The sequence below is a fragment of the Arcanobacterium hippocoleae genome (assembly GCF_040360365.1).
Classification (GTDB): Bacteria; Actinomycetota; Actinomycetes; order Actinomycetales; family Actinomycetaceae; genus Arcanobacterium_A; species Arcanobacterium_A hippocoleae_A.
Genome location: NZ_CP136412.1, coordinates 1,212,980 through 1,232,532, shown reverse-complemented (window position 1 = coordinate 1,232,532; position 19,553 = coordinate 1,212,980). Strand labels below are relative to the sequence as shown.

Sequence of the window (19,553 nt, the reverse complement as noted above, 5' to 3'; positions counted from 1 at the left end):
GTTTTTCGGTTTTGAGTTTCAGTTTGAGTTTCAGTGTTGATTTCAGGTTTTGAGTTTTGGTGTTAATTCTGCCGGATTTTTCTGTGCGGATTTATTTTTGGTTTTGCGTTCGCACAGGGATGCGGGCGTTTCCTTTCCGACTTGAAAATTCGGGGGGGTGGAATAATCGACAAGGCAAAGGTGGATTATTAAAAGTTAAATTAACTCACTTTGCGTTCACACAATAAAAATAAATTTAGATATTTATGAATTGCAGGGCATTGTGGCGTCGTACCAGAAGCAGACTATTACGGATAGAATTTCGCATACTTTTTGGATCTTGCTTTTTACGACGGCTCTCACATTATCCTTTACGTTTTCCCCGGCTACGCACTTGAAAGCGCAGGCAGCTTTTGGCGAGGGCGGTTACGATTCCAACGAGACATCACGCTATCTTGGGCTAATTGATTGGGTAGATTGGTCGGCATGTGACGGTCCGGATAACTGTAGGAAGCTTGAAAAAAGAAAGAAGGAGTATTTGATTCTCCTGTATATGGGGAAGTTAACTGGGGCGATCAAGTTGCTGGAATTTTGTATTCAAAAGATCTTCGGGACGGTGGCGCATACAAAGTTAAGAGCAAGACACAGCTAAGTAAGAATGTCACGATCGAAACTTCATGTTCTATTATGAACTTCAAGCAAAATGCAATGGGTACTTTTCCTATAGATCGCAACGCTCCGTTGGATATCCATATTCCTGGTACGTATGAAAAAGACGGATGGGATAATGTTTATCAGCGCTATGAGAAATCGTCTAAAACGGGGATCCCTGTCGGGATTGGGCGTGCTAATGCTGGACGTGTGCGTTTTGACGTATCCTGCGATGCTCAGCTTATAACTAATGGTCAGGCGCGAAAGATTCCGATTAATGGTCTGGTGTTTGCTGATGCTGAGGTGATGAGCAGTGGTGAATCAGCATATATTGTGCCTGCTAAAATTGATACACGGAAAAGCGTCGAATGGCGCAAACTTGAGTATCACGAGTCATCTGGAGATAGTACTAAGATTAAATTAGAGTACGGTCCCAATAAAGACAGTGACGGACCGCAAAATGCTTTTGGGCTCAATCCAGATAAGCATACTTATCTGTGGCAGTATTCGCAGCTTTCTGGTCAGCTTGATCCAAGCAATGCGGTAAAATTCGTTGGGCGATCTCTAAGCAGTAAACCTTTTCAACCAGCAACTACTCTTTATGCCAGCAATGCTGATGGGGCTTATATTGATATAGTTGCTGGCGGCGGTAATTATTTTGCAATCGGTGTAGTGCTTGGCGGCGATATGGGTGACGCTCCGGCAAACTATGGTAACGCAGGAGCGGTAGTCCAGCCGCAAATAACTGGACCTAAGATTACTCGTACCGTCGAGAGTATAAAAGATCTACCAGTGGCTGAGGTGCAGCAGGGGATTCCTCCTTTCCTTGGTAATAATGGTCCTGATTTAGAGACGCAGTTTTTTGGCCGTAAACTCTGGAATTCCCTGCGAAACGATGATTCGTTTAACTCTACTTCCGATGGTGATGCTTACTCACGATCAATATTTGATGATGAAGACGCTATCACGAAGCCAATGCTGGTTACGGCGCAGCCGGGTAAATTTACAAAAACAATAAAGTGTAAACCCGCAGTACATGAGCAAACGAATGTTTCAGGTTGGCTCGATTGGAATGCGGACGGTCACTTCTCTAATCAGGAGCGAAGCGATACCACCTGCGAAAACAATAACCAAGCTGCTTTAACTTGGAATGTAACGCCGGAAATGCTCCCGGGAGCTGAGAAAGCCATCGAAAGGAGTGTGCTGCGCCTGATGGCGACTACCGAGCCGACAGCCAAATATTCTTTCAACTCACTGCTGCCGGACGGTGAAGTAGAAGATCACGCGGTCACTTTGGTGCGCCCAACGCTCACAGTTACGAAGCAGATTCTTAGCTCTAACGGGCAGCCGAAAAACGATGCCGACCGTGCTGGTTTTAGATTCACCGCCGATGTACCGAACACGACTTTCCCAAAGCTATCAGCTCCGGGAGCGAAACTCATTGATGTTCTCGCAGCACAAACTACTTCAAAACAAGATACTGCCATCGCAAAAGCCGGCACTGTTTCGTGGCCGTTATCTTTTACAGGGCTGAAACCAGAGCTTACCGATACTGGGCAGACCGCACCGATAGTTAATGCAACGGTTTCGGAGATGCCAAAAACCGGATATCAAATGGCGCCGAACACAAGATGTGAAGTTGCGGAAAAGAATCAGCAGTTCACCACCGTAAAAGCCTATAACGCTGCTGCGTCGATGAATCAACGGAAGCCAGTGTATGTAAACCAAGCTGATACATATGCTTGGCCGGAAGAAATCGCGCCAAAGGTTACTTCTAGCAAAAAGAACGCTTTTTCGGTGGAGCTCTCGCCGGTTTCAGTAATGAACTGCACGGTATCAAATCAGCCGTACGGGCAGATTTCAGTCAAACCGACCGTCGATATTTCCGAGGCTGGTTCGCTTCCGCAAATCGATAATGAGTTGCAGTTCGCGGGAACGTACAGCTGTACAGCTCCAACAGTCGGACCTTTCACGAGCGCTGCAAAGGTTGATGGAACCTGGGGCCCGGTGAAAGCTGGCAACGTTTGGACGTCTGATCCAGCCACGGATCTGATTCCAGCCGGTGCTTCTTGCACCATCAAGCAAACAAAAATCACATCTACATCACAGGGTGGTACAAATCCAGCCAAGCCAGTGGCAGGATCTGCAGCGTACAGCTGGAAGAATCCAGTCGAATATCAAACTACAAATACAATTACTGCTGCTGCGGAGCTCATCGGTGAACAAGTAAATATGGTCACTGCAGTGAATAAAGTTGAACTCGCCCCGAACACCACCCTGCGCTGGACGAAAGTGGATGAAAAGCACAAGCTGCTCACAGGTGCTGTGTTCTCGCTAAAGACTATTGACGCAAAGAACACCGAGCAGACGGTTGCCGATATTACCGACTGCGTGGCTGATAGTGCAGAGAAATGCCAAGGCCCCGATAAAGATCCGGAAGCTGGTAAATACAAGGTCGAAAACGTGCCAGCAGGAAAGTGGGAACTTACCGAAACTGCAGCTCCTGCCGGATTTACAAAACTTACCCAGCCAGTAAAAGGCACTGTTGGGCCTGCAGATTTAACCTCCGGAAAAGACGCTGGCAAAGTGGTGAACACGCGCATCACTGCCGAGTTTTTACCGACCCTGCCAATCACCGGCGGTCTCAGCACCACGATTTTCCTCCTCATTGGTGCAGCGGTGGTAGTCGCTGCTGCGGTAACGGGAGTAATTAGTGTTAAACGCCGCGAAAGGGGTGGAGCCACGCATTAATTCAACCGCCATTTCCACCCAGATTTCAAGACGTATTTAATAATTAAGGAGAAACAAGAATGTACGCACTGCGTATGAGTAAAAAGGGATTGCGCTGCTTGCGGTAATGCTGATGGGCTTAGTGCTCATTGGGCTGACCCCGTTCGCGCGCGCAGCCGAGGGGAATATTGACACTAAGCAAAAAGGTTCCATTACGATCCATAAGTATGAGAACCCGGGTACCGGCACTCCTGGTGATGGCACGAAGCAGAACATGAATTCTGCTGTTCCTCTGGCAGATGTGGTCTTCAGCTATGCCAAGGTAAAAGAAGTAGATTTGAAAGATAATGATGGCTGGGCTAAAGCTAAAAAGCTTCAAGTTTCACCGGAGGGAAAATAACTGATAGTGACGGTGGTTCGTCGTATACCGCGGATAATCCCCAGAATATGGTTCCTACTGGCATAGATGGTGTTTCAAAATCTCCTGAATTGGAGTTAGGTGTGTACCTCGTGAAAGAAGTGGAAGCTCCTGAAAATGTGACCACAAAGTCTGCGCCATTCCTGGTGACGATTCCATTCCCGAACGATAAATCCGGCTGGCTTTACGATGTTCACGTTTATCCGAAGAATACGGTTTTGACCGATAGTGATAAGCCGGTGAAAACCGTTGTTAATGCGGACGCTGTACATTTCCCGGGGACACGATTATTTGGCAGATTACCCAGAAGATTCCGGCTTTAGGCGTGGGCGAAACTCTGAAGTCTTTCAAGATTACTGATCGGCTGCCAGCGGGTGTGAATCAGATTAGTACTAAAGACGTTTTTGTGCGGGTGAAGGATAGTAAGAATAAGATTCAGAAAATCACCCCCAAGGTTGAAGTTAATAAAAATCTGGTAACAGTCACTTTCGAAAATGGTGAATTAGCAAAGCTAACCAGCGGCTTGACCGTTAATGTGATTATTTCAGCTGAAGTTTCTGCACTAATTGAAGATTCCTTGGTAAATCAGTCTATTACGAATATTAATGGTGTAGATTTTAAATCCAGCAGCGCTCCGGATTCACCTGGTGATGAGAATCCGACCGAGACTGTTTTTGGTCAGCTGTTTATCAAGAAGGTCAATAATGACAAGCAAGCTCTTGGCGGTGCAAAGTTCCAAATTTCGCCGGTTAAAGGTGAAAAATGTGAAGGAAAATCAACCTCTTCCCGTACAATCACCACAAGTGATAACGACGGCACCGCGTCTTTGATGGTTGCTGCGGGCAACTACTGCGTGAAAGAAATTGAAGCCCCGCTCGGATACGAGATTGATCCATTCTACAAGAAAGGACTCGTTGTTAAAGTTACTGACCGTATCGGAACCGCGCTGGAAGTAATCAACCTCCGGGCAAATGATGGCGAGGGCGGAATGCTGCCGAACCTGCCGCTCACCGGTGCTGCTGGAGTTGTAATCCTGACAGTTCTCGGCGGAATGATTCTCGCTGCCGGTGCTGGATTCGTGATTATTGCAATGCGCCGCCGCAATCACCAAGAGCAGTAACCGCAGGCGCAGAAAGCAAAAATATCTGCAGCTCTAGACATGAGCTAGCAAGAGATATCGGGAACGCCGGAATTTTGGTTCACAGCAGCCGAAATTCCGGCGTTTAGCCGCAAACACGGGAATTTAACCCCAGGCAGGGATTATTTAGCTGCCAAAAGCAAGAGCCAAACGCAGGAGCAGCGCCCCCAGCCAAGCAGAAACTCCCGGCACAAAATATGGGGTGCGGCTCAACTCAAAACAGCTTAATTCCAACACATTTCACCGTTCGGGCGCCGTCATTATTGATTATCGGCGATAAATTCAGTGCTAAAACCAAGATCAGAAACAGAAAACCGCATGAACCAAAGAATGCCGATTTTACCTGCCGCGCAGACCGTTTTGCCGCGAAGAAAACGGGTAAAAAGCGCTTCAGCAAAAGTGCAGTGATTGCTGCGATTCTCTTACTGCTCGGCACTACCGTGATTCTCTATCCGCAAGCGGCACAATGGTTTAGTCAACTGCGCCAATCACGAATCGTGAGCGATTATGAAAAAATTGCGAGAACTTCTGAACCGAGTGAAGCAGTCCAAGTATCGCGGGCACGCCAATACAATCAGCTGCTGGCAGGCAAACAGCTCGTCGATATTGCCGGGCATGTGCCGACAATCAGGGAATCGCAGCTCACCCCCGAACAGCAGGGAATTGCACCTTACGAGGAACAGCTGCGGGCAAATAACACTGGTTTAATGGGAAGAATTTTGGTGCCAAGCGCCGATATTGATATTCCGATTTATCACGGCACATCGGACGCAACACTGCTGAAAGGAGCCGGGCATTTACAAGGCACAGCGCTGCCCGTCGGCGGGAAAGGCACGCGCACCGTAATTACAGCTCATCGCGGGTTAGCTGATGCGGCAATGTTTACGCATCTCGACCGCGCCAAGATGGGCGATGAGTTTATTTTACAGATCTTTGACCAGACACTTGTCTACCGGATTAAAGATATTCAGGTAGTAGCCCCGGAAGATACCGAGTCAATCCGCGCCGAAGCCGATGCGGATCTTGCCACATTAATCACCTGCACCCCGCTGGGGATCAATACGCATCGAATCGTCGTCACTGGCGAACGGGTATTCCCTACGCCAAGCGACGCTGCTGACAAGGCGACCGCTGTTTCCGAGTTGCCGCACTTTCCGTGGTGGCTGATTATTTGGATTACAGTATTTATTGCAAGTAACTGGTTTGTCTGGTACTCGCGCATCCCGGAGAAAGATTTGGAATCCGAGCGAGTTTCTGAGCCGGAATAAGTTTTGGAATCCGGGTGACTCAGGGAGGGCAGGCTGGGCAGTTGGAAACCGGGCAGTTGGAATCGGCTCGCTGTGCTGATTATCTTGGGAGCATTCATTTTTTGGAAACAATATCGGCAAAGTCAAACGGCGGAGATGAAACAACACGGAAACGATAGCAGTTTTAGCAGTGAATACAAGGATTAGATGAGCCGGTTTCCAAGATTTTCGAAGCTTTGCCAGGTTTTAGGCTTCGACAGCCCAAGTTTCGGGCAAGCCAATTCCGCGCACTTTATGCGAGACAAGGAAGATAACTGCGCAAATCCCCATCAGTACACCTCCGCCGATGAAGCCCCGGCGATTCAGCCGAGGCTGGTGATCGTTCCGGGGTCTTCAGCTATCATTTTACCGTAGGAGGCGGATTTGTTAATGGCAGGTTGGGATAGTGTGCATGTGATGGGTTTGCTTTCTGAAGCCGTATGAGCACGTACATCGTAGCTGCTGATGGTGATCTCGATGATGCTTTCACCTTGTATGCGTGGAATATTGAGCTTGCGGCAGTTTTGCAGGGTGTTATGGCGATGGTCGAGGTCGTTACCCGTAACACTATTGACCGTGCACTCACCTCTTGGTATTAGGGGAAGTGTTCTAGCGAGGACTGGTTTGATTTGTCGGTGTTCGATCATTTGTATTATCTTCGGCAGCTGCATAACCTCACAATCACGCGTGCGTGATGCTGCGTATTTGTGGGATTTGCTTGAACAGTGCGGGTCTGTTGTCCTATCATGATGGGTGACAGACCCGCGCGTAGCGGGTCTGGGTTCTCTTCTTCTCCTGCGCTAGGTGTTTTGTGCTGATTGTCTTGCGAGGGGAGGCGCACATAAGACAAAAATGAGCCTGGTTTTGTAAAAACAGGTTGTGAAGATAGGAGTAAGCGTAATGGCACGTAAACCATTTACGTTCGCAAGCGCAGCCGCACTGGGCCTGGCGCTTGTATTACCTGGGGGGTAGCCTTCGCCGCTGACGACGAGGGCACCACCGCCAGGCCTCAAGTAACAGGGCATCCGGTTACTGTTGTACGCGGTGTACCATCAACTGAAATATTTCCCTACACAAACCCGAACAATGTTGTTACGGGCGCGAAGCTCCTACAGGGCGGCTCGCAAGCAGAAAACCTGCTTACTCAAGACAATGGTGTCACGGTAACGAGAGACGGCGATAACGTCACCATTAACTTTGATCTTAAAGCTAATTTCAACACTAAAAAGGGCAGTACTCAGGATGATGTCCTTACTCAGGAAAATCAAAGCGCTGTATGGACACGCTACATCTGCCTCACCGGTGCTGGTGGTGATTCTTGCTTAAACGACACTGGTCTGCAACATCACGCATCTAAAGTTCGTGTTACGGTGCAGACACAGGCGGGAGCATATAATCCAACCCTCCCTGCTAAAGTCCAGGTTGAGAACGCAGCAGCTTTAACAGGAGAAGAAAAAGAAACTGTTAAAGAAAAAATCAAAGAAGCAGTAAAAGACAGCGCTAATGCCGATGTTGTCCAATCCGTAGACGTTACTGAAGCAAACGTTACCGTAACCTATAAGGATGGCACGAGCGACACCGTTGCTCTTAGTGCTGTTGTAAGTGACAGTAAAGCAAAAGCAGTAAAAGTTCTTGATGGTGTGGCTGCTGCTGAAACTGCTGAGATTGATGCTGATACGACTTTGTCGGATGAGGTGAAGGCTGAGAAGAAGACGGCTGTTGAGGTGGCTGTTGAGGCTGCGAAGAAGGCTGTTGCTGATGCTCAAGATGATGCTGGTGTGGGTAAGGCTGTTGCTGATGGTAAGACCAGTATTGAGGGTGTGAATGATATCAAGGGCAATGCTGAGGCTGTTCTTGATGGTGTGGCTGCTGCTGAAACTGCTGAGATTGATGCTGATACGACTTTGTCGGATGAGGTGAAGGCTGAGAAGAAGACGGCTGTTGAGGTGGCTGTTGAGGCTGCGAAGAAGGCTGTTGCTGATGCTCAAGATGATGCTGGTGTGGGTAAGGCTGTTGCTGATGGTAAGACCAGTATTGAGGGTGTGAATGATATCAAGGGCAATGCTGAGGCTGTTCTTGATGGTGTGGCTGCTGCTGAAACTGCTGAGATTGATGCTGATACGACTTTGTCGGATGAGGTGAAGGCTGAGAAGAAGACGGCTGTTGAGGTGGCTGTTGAGGCTGCGAAGAAGGCTGTTGCTGATGCTCAAGATGATGCTGGTGTGGGTAAGGCTGTTGCTGATGGTAAGACCAGTATTGAGGGTGTGAATGATATCAAGGGCAATGCTGAGGCTGTTCTTGATGGTGTGGCTGCTGCTGAAACTGCTGAGATTGATGCTGATACGACTTTGTCGGATGAGGTGAAGGCTGAGAAGAAGACGGCTGTTGAGGTGGCTGTTGAGGCTGCGAAGAAGGCTGTTGCTGATGCTCAAGATGATGCTGGTGTGGGTAAGGCTGTTGCTGATGGTAAGACCAGTATTGAGGGTGTGAATGATATCAAGGGCAATGCTGAGGCTGTTCTTGATGGTGTGGCTGCTGCTGAAACTGCTGAGATTGATGCTGATACGACTTTGTCGGATGAGGTGAAGGCTGAGAAGAAGACGGCTGTTGAGGTGGCTGTTGAGGCTGCGAAGAAGGCTGTTGCTGATGCTCAAGATGATGCTGGTGTGGGTAAGGCTGTTGCTGATGGTAAGACCAGTATTGAGGGTGTGAATGATATCAAGGGCAATGCTGAGGCTGTGAAAGTTGTTGTTAAGCCTGTTGAGCCGTCTGTTGTTGATGGATCATTGCCGGTGTCTGGTGGTCAGGTTGCTGGTCTTGCTGGCCTTGCTATCTTGTTGAGTGCGGCTGGTGCTGGAGCGTTTGTGTTGCGTCGTCGTCACGCCGCGTAATGTGTTGCTGGAAGGTCGTTTGAAGAGTATTTACTGCTCTGTGAGTGATTCCAGCCTCGGCTGATTCCTGGGGGAGGGGTAAGGATGTTTTCCTGCTCCTCCCTCGGGTTTTGTTTTGCCTGAATAAGCTCCGCCAAAGAGATTCTGCTGTCGTCTTCGAAACCCCAAAAACGACAGCAGAATCTCAATTCTCTCGATGTTGCTAGAGTTTTTCATTTCTTGGTAGTCGGTAGGTGTATTTTCTGTATGTTTTGGTTAGAAATTGCTTCCTGGATTCAAAAAGCAGCACTTAAAAGTTCGTGTTTAATCGACTTAAGATTACGGAATGTTCGCCCGCCAAGAACCTGATTCGTCTTTTGATGGGTGAACGAAGATTTCCTTTTCCGGAGTAGTGGAAATGATTATAGTAAAATATTGGGTTTTCGAGTTTGATGCTTGTACTTGCCCGAGATGAACCGGCTCATTCCCGCTTCCAACATCATTTCGGATAGTCTCGACGGCTATAGGATTTCCCAAAAGTTGTTTGAGCTGTCCAAAATCTTTAGCGGTAACAGCAGCCGTTACTTTTTCCCCGAAATCCCGTGATAGATCACGTACCCCACTGCCTGCGGCGCTGGCAATGCTTCCTGCAAACCGTAGAGAGCAACGCGGTGCACTATAGCCATATCGAGCACGAGAAACATGCCTGGCAAGGAATATTGAACCCGGCAAACAAAAGAGCGCGGAGAAAATCGACGGCACCGTCGCCCTCATCATGGTTCTAGAATGGGCGATTAGAAGCAGCAATGCGAATACGGGCAGCTCGGTTTGCAGCGAACGTGAGCTATTGTTTATTTGATGGTGTTTACCTGCGCAAACAATGTAGTTTCTAAAACCAACCTTGCTTTTGTTACCAAACCGTTATAAAGTATATTGCAAGCTGATGAGCTTAGAAAACATACACAATCACACAATCAGTTAGTGTGATGGTGTTTTTGCGGAGGATGCTCCCAAGTTTGAGCGTCCCGAGCGTTGCGAAACCGGCAAGGTTTTGTTTCGTTCCCGGATTGGATACCGGGCGTGGAGACACTCCCCAAACATAAAGCGGGAGCCCCGCTAGACTCCTGCCGGAAACACAAGGAGTCAAACTCGTGAAGAATACATTATTCAAAACTTTTGGCGCAATACTCGCAGTAACCGCGTTGGGTGCAGCCATCCCAACATCGGCAAACGCAAGCGAACTATCCAGCATATCTGACGAGACATATGCGGTTATCGCCCAATCCCAAGACCCTGATAACACTGTTAATTCTGGTTTAGTTTCATATGTTGATGAATCAACCGTTTTATGGAACCTTGCAGACGACGTATTTTTTAATGAAACAGATTTGACTGTTACGCAAAACGGAGTGACCGAAAAATTACCAATCACCGCAACTGATGTCAATGAACAGCCTGTAGCTATCAAATACAAGCAAACTGACGACGGAGTGCTAATTCGAACTGTTTCGTTGATTCAAACTCGTGGTGCGGGGCAGTGTCTTCTCGGAATCGGTGGCGGAGTTATCGGTGGCGGAACAGCTGGCGGTATCGGAGGAGCTGCCATTGGTACGGTGACGCTTCCTATAGTCGGTACAGTAAGTGCCGGTATTGTAGGTCTCGTTGGAGGAGCACTCGGAGGAGGTATGTCAGGTGCAGCAGCAGCGTGTTTCTAATAAGCGATTTTTCTGGCTTTATATTGTCGGCATTGTGATTGCCGGGATTGGTAGTGGTTTATGGTTTTTAGCCATCGGCATACCAGCTAACAAAGCGTTTGCGGGAAACCCAATCTTTTGGTCTGCTCTTGCGTTAGCTTTCCTACTCTCCATTGCTCATATAATCCAGCGTAAGAAAGATAATTTTAACGAATAGGAACTAGGTTCATATTCCTCGCTCGTCCCGTCACGGTATAAAACGTGGCGGGACGGCTTTAATTTACGAAAAAGCAGCTAATTATGAGTCTCTGATGCACTTTTTCAGAAAGCGCATCATCGAATACGAGACGCTCACGCACAGCGGTTACAGCTTTTTCTTTGGGCTCACGTCGGCTGGTCGGCCGGTGACGAAACGCTCCGCGATGCAGGTGATGGCCGTTTATGTCTGCATACGGTTCTCACCTATCTCGCCGCCAAAAGGGATGCGTAGTTGCGTGATTGGCTGTGTGCGGTTAGCTGTGTGGCAGTTTCATGCATTACCCGCTGCTGCCCGCACAGGGCTTGGCAGGCAAGCTGGGCAAACACCAGGAATACCGCAGTAAAATCAAAGCAGCAGTCTCTATAAGCCCGCATATCGAGGGGCAGTCACTGCAGAATGGAAAAGCAATCCTCAGAAGCGGCAAAGAATCGTCAAAAGTTTTGCGCATATTCGTCATCTTTGCCGGAAGTTAGGAACTAATACCCGCTGCCTCTCTTCAGTTTTAGGTAGACTGTGATGAATATATACTCGTTAAAACACACGAGAAAATCTATCTATGCATAGCTTGGATTGGGTTCACATGCTTCCCGCATAGTATGTACGCTTCGGCAAAGGTGCCGAGAGAGGAAATAAACATGAGCAAGCTCACTATAGTCTCTGCCATGTCGGTTTTGGCCGCAGCAAGTATATGCTGTACAAGTTTTGCTTTCCCCAGCACAGCAGTATCTGCAGCAGAATCAACAGCGCAGAAAGCAGATTCAAACTCAGTGATTGCCAGTAATCACGCTGCTGCCGGGTCGGGAACCTGCGCGGCAACTGCACAAAAGTATCCAGGTGCACAAGTTTTTAACGTACTCGATTATGGTGCAGATCCAACCGGAACGGCAGATGCTTTTGCTGAGGATTCACAGCTTGCCGTACAAAGAGCCATTGCGGCAGTAAACGCTCGTGCAGATAAAAATACTCCCGCAATTTTATGCTTTCCCCGAGGCACATATGACCTTTATCCGGACAAGGCAGTAACACGTACCTATTACGTGACCAACACTGTGGGAGACAATCAGAAGTACACCACAAAACACATTGCCATGCATTTCGAAAATTCACGCAACGTGATTATCGACGGAGATGGTTCGCTGCTTCGTATGCATGGACAACAGACCATTCTTTCGTCTGTGCGCAGCTCCCGTATCACAGCCCAAAATTTTTCAATAGATTGGGTCACGCCGCGTGTATTTGAAATGACGACCACAGGTGCCTATGAAGAAAACGGCAAGGTTGTGCGTGAATACACTACCCCGGATGGTTACAATACGGACGTGGTAGGACGATCACTGAAAGTTTCTTCAGAAAATTCTCCCTACACGCATCAGCCATATTGGAGCTACAACACTATGAGTGCTTATGTAGCATGGACAAACAATATTGAATCTTTTACACAGCACACCCTGGATTTAGATAGCGGAAAAGCTATCCGTACAGGATGGTATTGGGGCAGCGATGACCTGTTCAAAGGTGTGGAAAAAGTCGAAAAAACTTCAGATACGACCTACAAGTTTACTTATCGTTCTAATGCCAACCCGGGCAATCTTGGCAAAGTTTTTCAAATGCGCACGCTCGTACGCGACACTCCCGGTATGTTTATTTGGGAATCAGATAATACAACTCTTCGTAATCTTGATATCGGATATTTGCACGGTTTCGGAATTGTCTCCCAGTTCTCCGATTCTCTCAATGTGCTTGATTCTCATTTTCGCGCCCCTGCTGAAAGCTGGCGCCACGATGTAGGTTTTGCAGATCTGATTCAGGTGAGCGGCGATAAAGGAAAGGTGACGATTGAGGGCAACAATTTCGGTTTTGCTCACGATGATCCCATTAACGTTCACGGCACGTACGTACAGCTCACAGCGAAGAATGGAAATCAAGGAACTTTCCGATATAAACATTTAGAGACGGCTGGTTTCCCGCAATTTTATACGGGAGACAAGGTTCGTCTCATCTATAAGAGCAATATGACGGAAGTTCCTGACTGGGAGGGGACCGTCGTTGATGTACAAGGCCCTACAGGTGAATCATATGATGGGGATCTGCGTCAGTTTAAGGTGACGTTCGATCGGCCGCTTCCTGCTGAAGCGCAAGTAAACGGCGTAGTAGCTGAAAACGTCACGTACAGCCCAGAAGTGAATATCAGCAATAACCATTTCGAAGCTATTGCCACGCGCGGAATTTTGGTCACCACTCGCAAGCCTGTTGTGCTTGACGGAAATACTTTCGATCAAATGAATATGGCATCTATCTACATCTCTGGCGATGCAAACAACTGGTATGAATCTTCGACTGTATGTGATGTCGCAATCACCAACAACACATTCATTAAACCCGTGTCGCAGACGATTTTCGTGGATCCTATCGGAACTTCCAGCAATACCGGGCAAGCCGTTCACGAAAATATCCGGATTACCGGCAATAAATTCCTGACCAACGTGCCTACAACTGCAATCGATGCAAAATCTGTGAAAGGTCTGCAGATCAGCAATAACAGCTATATCCTTTACGGTTTGAATCCAACACTAAGCATCAATAATGCGCAGCTTGCAGTTGGCGAAGCGGCGCGTGCAGATGTGGCTGGCGTGTCTGCTAACTCTAAGCCGCTGTATTGGTTCTACAGTTCTACTGATGTAAACATTGGCGATAACAAGTATGGCTATGGGCAAAATCCTGGTTATGGCATCAATAATGGCATGAATGATTCAGACGTGACGGTTTCCGATCCTGACGTGACGAAAGCGGGAGGCTCTGCTGGCCGTGTTGCTTACGAATCATCAAATCCTGCTGTTGCTTCCGTTGATAGCAACGGAACTGTCACTGCGCTAAGCGAGGGAACAGCAGATATTGCGGCTGCACTCGTGGGTGAAACAGGGATTGTACGCACTAATAAAGTCACGGTAACGGTTGGGGCTGCTGCTTCTGGCGTCACAACGCTGATGGAACCGATTACTTTTGATGCGGTTCGCGGTGAGCCGCATCGTGTAGGAGCAGAAGGCAATGTGCTCACGATGACCCCTGCTGCAGGAAGTGAATGGCACACAGGGACTGCGAACAATATTTTGCGTATCCCGGAGAAAAAGCTGGCCCTGAATGATTCTGTCACGGTAAAACTTGAAGGGCGCACGGCTTCCGGCTGGGAAGAAGCAGGGCTAATGCTCTACACCGATGACGATAACTATGTGTCTATTCAGCGTAAACATAATGGCGGCACTCCGATGCTGCGGGTTGTCACTGAAAATAATGGTCAAGCTAACGAGGGCCGAGAAGTTGCTGACCCTGCTCAGCCGGTGATCTGGCTTCGTCTCACCCGCACATCTGCCGGTATTCAAGGGAGCTATTCTTTGAATGGCACAGAGTTCACGAATCTGGGTTCAGAGGTGACGAACGATGCGGTTGATGAGCATTCCGCAATTGCTTTAGTAACAGCTGGACGTGCTGGGGCGCAAAGCGATTCACATATCTTCAAATATTCTGACATGGCAATAACAGATACTCCTTTTGCTCTGACCCGAGAACGTGTGCCGGGCGCTGCAGACAGCATTCCTGAAGGAGAATCAGATAATGCGAATTTGGTGCGAGCTGAAGGAAGCATCCCCTTATCTTCGGATGGGATAGACCTTGCTGAACGAGAAGGATTCGTGAGCAAGCTTGAAAGTTCTGTCAATTCGGTGACGTTGAATCTCACCGCTGCAGATCCTCAATCAACAGTATCTTTCCGTCTGAACGGCAAGAAAATGCAGGAAACCGGCACACATATTGAGATTCCAGTAACGCGCGGCGCTACCGTGCTGGAAGCGTATGTGACTGCGCCAAGCGGCAATGCTCAGCGTGTATATCGATGGGTGTTTTTACGTGACGGCGATGCTCCGCAAACTCCTCAGCCTCGTATTGCCGAGACAGGCACAGTAACCTTTGATGATACTGCTGGTACATACACCGCATCTGCGGCAGCAGGTCTTATCTATCTGAAAGACGGTGCCGTCGTGACTGCTGGAGCGCATCATGCAGATCCAGGGTCGTCAGCAGACATTTATGCACGTCCAGCATTGGGCTACTATATGACTTCTGCTTCTTACGGTTCTCAGCATTGGGAGCATACTTTCCCAGAAGCACAAAATCCGCAGCCGCAGATTGATACGAAACTACTGGCTCAGGCAGCGGAACAAGCGAAAGCTCTTAAACCAGGAGAATATACGCCTGAAAGCTGGCAGCCATTTGCTGAGGCCTTGGCAGAGGCAGAGGCTGCACTATCCAATCCAACGTCTCAACAGCAAATCAATTCTGCAGCAGAAGCATTATCACGCGCACAGGCTGCATTAGTGCTGGTAAATCCGGAGAACCCAGCAAATCCGGATAATCCGGGAGAAACGCCGCATACAGATTCTCATCCGGAAAAGCCGCATTCCGACCCGGGTTCTGCAAAACCAGCTCTTGCGTCAATGCCCAATACAGGGTCGCATACCGCGTGGGTTGCTGCTGCCTCGCTCGGACTGCTCGCAATGGGTACGTTCCTGACACATCGCCGTCGTCAAGGATCGTTGTGAACAGCAGAAACAACAGCAGCGGTAATGGGCGAACGAATCACATATAAGCAAACAGTAAATACGTAATCACACCACAAACAAAGAAAGCACTACGCGAGGAGATCTATATGAAACGCGGAAAAACAGCCCGCTCCATATCTCTTGGTTCTGCCATTGCCTTATTGGCAACAGCACTGATAGGCGGAGGAACAAGTCCCGCAGCAGCAGCTGGGGAGAAAATTATCTATGCGAGTGCAGATACAACTCTGCAGGCGTGGATGAACGAAAAAATAGAGTCAAAGCAGATAAACCGTATCTGGGAGCCCTCAAACCTCTGAACCAAGGAGACTTTGGTGAAAAGTTTGTCAGCACAGATACTAACGATGGCACAGATGCCAAAATGGGCTTGGTAGAGTTTAATCTCAGCTCTCTTACTGAAGCTCCGCAAAGCGCTAAATTCCAGCTTACATATCTCGGGCATCGCGGAAATCCTACCGCCACTGATACCGCCACGATAAGTGTGACACCTGTCGATACGGCACAATGCACGGATAACGCACAGACCTGCGGCGCGAATACCGCTACGTGGGCAAAACGACCCAACTTTACAGTCTCCTCTGAAAACACGGCTACCTCAGCTGCGTTCCAGTATGGTTCTGTCACCTACGGAGCCGATGTTATTACAGTCAATCCTGACAATGCCGTCACCGTCGAAATAGATGTCACCGCACTGGTTGAACAGCAGTTTGCCCAAGATAAGAAAGTCATTACTTTCGCTGTTCAAGAAAACAAAGGAAAAGAGCTGCGTTTTGCATCAACCGAAGGTGCAGGAGGTTTACTGCCGGGCAGCGCACAGGAAATGGCTCCTCGCATGGTGATAACAGAAGCCGTGCCGGAGACGAGTCTTGCTATTACTACTTTGCCTGCAAAAGTGACGTACAACAAAGGTGAAGCATTTGACCCCGCCGGTTTAGCGGTCACGAAAAATCACGTGTCCGGCACGAGCGAACAGCTCGCTGCAGACCAGTACACCCTTGATTCTTCCGAGTTTCATGCTGACCATGTAGGAGCATACCCTATTAAGGTGGCTCTCAAGAGCGACCCTAAAATTACTGCCACATTTAACGTGTATGTGGTATCAAGCACCGCAGATGAAGGCGATGGAGATACTACACATGACGAGCTGCTATGGTACACCGCCCCCAGCTCGCAAACTCCGAACGGATCTGTGAGCGCAGGATCCATCGGCAGCGGGAATGATAACGACAAATGGCAGCGTACCACCCTTCCCGTCGGCAACGGCAAAGTGGGCGGCACCATCTGGGGCGAGGTGTCCAGAGAACGTATCACATTCAATGAAGAAACGCTCTGGACAGGCGGACCTGGAACCACATCAACCTACAATGGCGGAAATAATGAGTCCAAAGGCCGCAACGGAGCTACGCTTCGCGAGCTGAACAAGCAGCTTGAAAACGGCAGCCAGACTGTCAATCCCAACAATCTCACCGGCGGAGAGAACCCAGCCGAGCAAGGAGCGTATCAAAACTGGGGAAATATCTACATTAATTACGGTTTCGATAATGCTAGCGTCACAAACTACAAGCGCAGCCTCAACATATCGAAGGCTCTTGCAAACGTCGCATTTACTAAAGATGGCGTGGACTATCAGCGTCAATTCTTTGTATCCAATCCTGATAATGTGATGGTTGCTCGCCTCACCGCAAAACAAGCAGGCGCAATGAACCTTGGTATCACGTTCCCCACAAATCCGGGAGCACTGAAAAACGGAGAAACATCCGTCATAGCTGGCGATACACTCACAGTGCGCGGCGCTCTGGCTAATAATGGCTTACTCTATAACGCCAAAATTAAAGCCGTACTTGATAACGGCGAGGGCACAGTTTCCGCTGGAGAAAACGGCGAACTGAAAATCTCGAACGCTGCTGGCGTCACGCTCTATATCGCTGCTGCCACAGAATATAAGAATGAATGGCCCAAATACCGCAGTGGAGAAAATGAGCAAACACTCGATACGCGCGTGGCTGGCTATGTGCAGAATGCAGCTGACAAAGGATTCGATGCAGTGAAAGCTGCCCATATCGAGGATCATGCACAATACTATGATCGAGTCAGCATCGACCTTGGACAATCCGGACATGCAGATGCCGGAGCAATCGCCACCGACAAGCTGATTGACAAATATAAAACTGGTCAAGCGACTGAGGAACAAAAGCGCGAACTCGAAATGCTTATCTACCAGTATGGACGCTATCTCACTATTGCTTCATCACGTGAAAACAGCCAGCTCCCTTCCAACTTACAGGGGATCTGGAGCAGCACGGCAGATTCCAATGGGCATGGCGCTACCCCGTGGGGATCTGATTTCCACATGAACGTGAATCTGCAGATGAATTATTGGCCCACATATTCTGGCAATATGGCTGAACTTGCGGAGCCTCTTATTGCTTACGCTGAGAGTCTGGTAGAGCCAGGTCGCATCACGGCGAAGATCTACGCCGGTGCATCAACAGAGCCAGGCACAAAAATCGGTCAAGGCAACGGCTATATGGTTCATACGGAAAACACCGCCTATGGCTGGACGACTCCAGGTTACGCATTTGCGTGGGGCTGGAGCCCTGCAGCAATGCCTTGGCTGCTGCAAAACGTCTACGAAGCATGGGAATACACGGGGATCAAAATCTGCTGAACAAGCGTGTCTATCCTCTGCTGAAAGAAGAAGCTAATTTCTACATCAATTATATGCTTCATAAAGGACGCCAGCCTGCTGCAGACGGCAAGCCAAGACTCACGACAGGTGTGGCTTACTCTCCTGAGCATGGCCCGCAAGGCACTGACGGCAACACATATGAAAGTGCGCTCGTGTGGCAGCTCCTGAACGATTCCATTGAATCTGCCACAACGCTGGGTGTGGATCAGAATCTCGTGCACGGCACAGGAGATTGCTCAGCCGATAACTGGAAGAAAAATGATGCTGGTGCATGGATCAACGCGGACGCAAATCGATCCTGGACATGCGCATTAACACTGCTCAAGCCGATTGAGGTAGGAGCCAGCGGGCAGATCAAAGAATGGTTCTTTGAAGGCGCGATTGGAAAAATGTCTGACGGCAGCCCGATTCGTGATTATCAGGCCGATCATCATCACCGTCATCTTTCCCACCTGCTGGGACTTTTCCCTGGAGATCTCATCACGATAGATAATGCCGACTATATGGACGCAGCAAAAGTTTCACTCACAACGCGTGGTGATGACGCTACTGGCTGGGGTGTTGGACAGCGCATTAATGCATGGGCGCGCACAGGCGATGGCAACCATGCTTATACGCTGATTGAAAAACAGATCAAGAGCGCCATGTATCCTAATCTGTTTGATGCTCACCCTCCATTCCAGATTGACGGCAATTTCGGCAATACCAGCGGGGTAAACGAAATGCTTATGCAGAGCAACAGCACCTATATGAAAGACGGCACAGCATACCGGAACTATATTAATCTGCTGCCGGCTCTGCCAGATGCGTGGGCAGCGCACGGCTCTGCTCACGGGCTTGTAGCACGCGGCAATTTCGACGTGGATATGACTTGGAAGCAAGGAACCATCGCTAATCTGAAAGTCACGTCACACAAGGGGAATCAGGCTGTACTCGCTTTCCCAGGTGCCGGAACGATGGTCGTTAAAGATACGGCAGGTACGATTATCAATCCGACAATCCTTGACGATACGCATATCCTATTCCCCACCACTGCCGGTACTGCCTATATGCTCAGTGCAGCTCCTGCTAATCAAAAGGTAACACCGCAGGAACCTACATGGGATGATACTGCCCGCACGTACACAATCCCGGAGCTGACCGGTGTGCAGTACAAGGTGAATGGCGAGCCGGTGACGGGAACGATCACAGTAGAAGGTACTGGAGAGGTGACAGTAACAGTGACCGCT

The 19,553-nt window shown here is 48.9% G+C and carries 13 protein-coding genes and 1 pseudogene; 12 read left to right on the top strand and 2 right to left on the bottom strand.

The window, feature by feature from the left end:
- Positions 1-262: 262 nt before the first annotated feature.
- The 8 genes from RQN30_RS06375 to RQN30_RS06340 all read left to right on the top strand — a co-directional run bounded on the left by RQN30_RS06375 (position 263) and on the right by RQN30_RS06340 (position 9,093).
- Positions 263-631, top strand: coding sequence for a hypothetical protein (locus tag RQN30_RS06375; RefSeq protein ID WP_353059750.1), 369 nt, complete (start codon positions 263-265; stop codon positions 629-631).
- On the top strand, positions 571-3,381 hold the full coding sequence (locus RQN30_RS06370; protein WP_353059749.1) for a CshA/CshB family fibrillar adhesin-related protein: 2,811 nt from the start codon (positions 571-573) through the stop codon (positions 3,379-3,381). The genes RQN30_RS06375 and RQN30_RS06370 overlap by 61 nt, the downstream gene beginning before the upstream one ends.
- A 106-nt stretch (positions 3,382-3,487) precedes the next feature.
- Positions 3,488-3,760 (top strand): hypothetical protein, encoded by a 273-nt coding sequence (locus RQN30_RS06365; RefSeq protein ID WP_353059748.1) that lies wholly within the window; start codon positions 3,488-3,490, stop codon positions 3,758-3,760.
- A gap of 47 nt (positions 3,761-3,807) precedes the next feature.
- The gene (locus RQN30_RS06360; protein ID WP_491608659.1) at positions 3,808-4,101 is read left to right on the top strand and encodes a pilin N-terminal domain-containing protein; all 294 of its coding nucleotides are present in this window, start codon (positions 3,808-3,810) and stop codon (positions 4,099-4,101) included.
- Between the two features lie 2 nt (positions 4,102-4,103).
- A complete protein-coding gene (locus RQN30_RS06355; RefSeq protein WP_353059747.1) occupies positions 4,104-4,898 on the top strand; it encodes a SpaH/EbpB family LPXTG-anchored major pilin in 795 nt (264 codons plus the stop codon).
- Between the two features lie 215 nt (positions 4,899-5,113).
- Positions 5,114-6,184 (top strand): class C sortase, encoded by a 1,071-nt coding sequence (locus RQN30_RS06350; RefSeq protein WP_353059746.1) that lies wholly within the window; start codon positions 5,114-5,116, stop codon positions 6,182-6,184.
- A gap of 458 nt (positions 6,185-6,642) precedes the next feature.
- Complete coding sequence (locus RQN30_RS06345) at positions 6,643-6,801, top strand: hypothetical protein (RefSeq protein ID WP_353059745.1); 159 nt, start codon at positions 6,643-6,645, stop codon at positions 6,799-6,801.
- Between the two features lie 771 nt (positions 6,802-7,572).
- Positions 7,573-9,093, top strand: coding sequence for a DUF1542 domain-containing protein (locus tag RQN30_RS06340; protein ID WP_353059744.1), 1,521 nt, complete (start codon positions 7,573-7,575; stop codon positions 9,091-9,093).
- 318 nt (positions 9,094-9,411) lie between these two features.
- On the opposite strand, the gene RQN30_RS06335 is transcribed toward RQN30_RS06340, so the two are convergent.
- Both RQN30_RS06335 and RQN30_RS06330 read right to left on the bottom strand, forming a co-directional pair.
- Positions 9,412-9,609 (bottom strand): hypothetical protein, encoded by a 198-nt coding sequence (locus RQN30_RS06335; RefSeq protein WP_353059743.1) that lies wholly within the window; start codon positions 9,607-9,609, stop codon positions 9,412-9,414.
- A 412-nt stretch (positions 9,610-10,021) separates the two neighbouring features.
- Positions 10,022-10,162, bottom strand: coding sequence for a hypothetical protein (locus RQN30_RS06330; RefSeq protein WP_353059742.1), 141 nt, complete (start codon positions 10,160-10,162; stop codon positions 10,022-10,024).
- Positions 10,163-10,223: 61 nt separating this feature from the next.
- Here RQN30_RS06330 and RQN30_RS06325 point away from each other — a divergent pair, with 61 nt between their 5' ends.
- The 4 genes and pseudogenes from RQN30_RS06325 to RQN30_RS06310 form a co-directional block, all read left to right on the top strand.
- Positions 10,224-10,787: a hypothetical protein gene (locus tag RQN30_RS06325; protein ID WP_353059741.1), complete on the top strand. Its 564-nt coding sequence runs from the start codon at positions 10,224-10,226 to the stop codon at positions 10,785-10,787.
- A complete protein-coding gene (locus RQN30_RS06320) occupies positions 10,765-10,983 on the top strand; it encodes a hypothetical protein (protein WP_353059740.1) in 219 nt (72 codons plus the stop codon). The genes RQN30_RS06325 and RQN30_RS06320 overlap by 23 nt, the downstream gene beginning before the upstream one ends.
- A 677-nt stretch (positions 10,984-11,660) precedes the next feature.
- Positions 11,661-15,617 carry a beta-xylosidase family glycoside hydrolase gene (locus RQN30_RS06315; protein ID WP_353059739.1) on the top strand — a complete coding sequence of 1,319 codons (3,957 nt, stop codon included), beginning with the start codon at positions 11,661-11,663 and terminating at the stop codon, positions 15,615-15,617.
- A 253-nt stretch (positions 15,618-15,870) separates the two neighbouring features.
- Positions 15,871-19,404: pseudogene (locus RQN30_RS06310) on the top strand (glycosyl hydrolase family 95 catalytic domain-containing protein); the annotation flags it as partial.
- Positions 19,405-19,553: the final 149 nt, after the last annotated feature.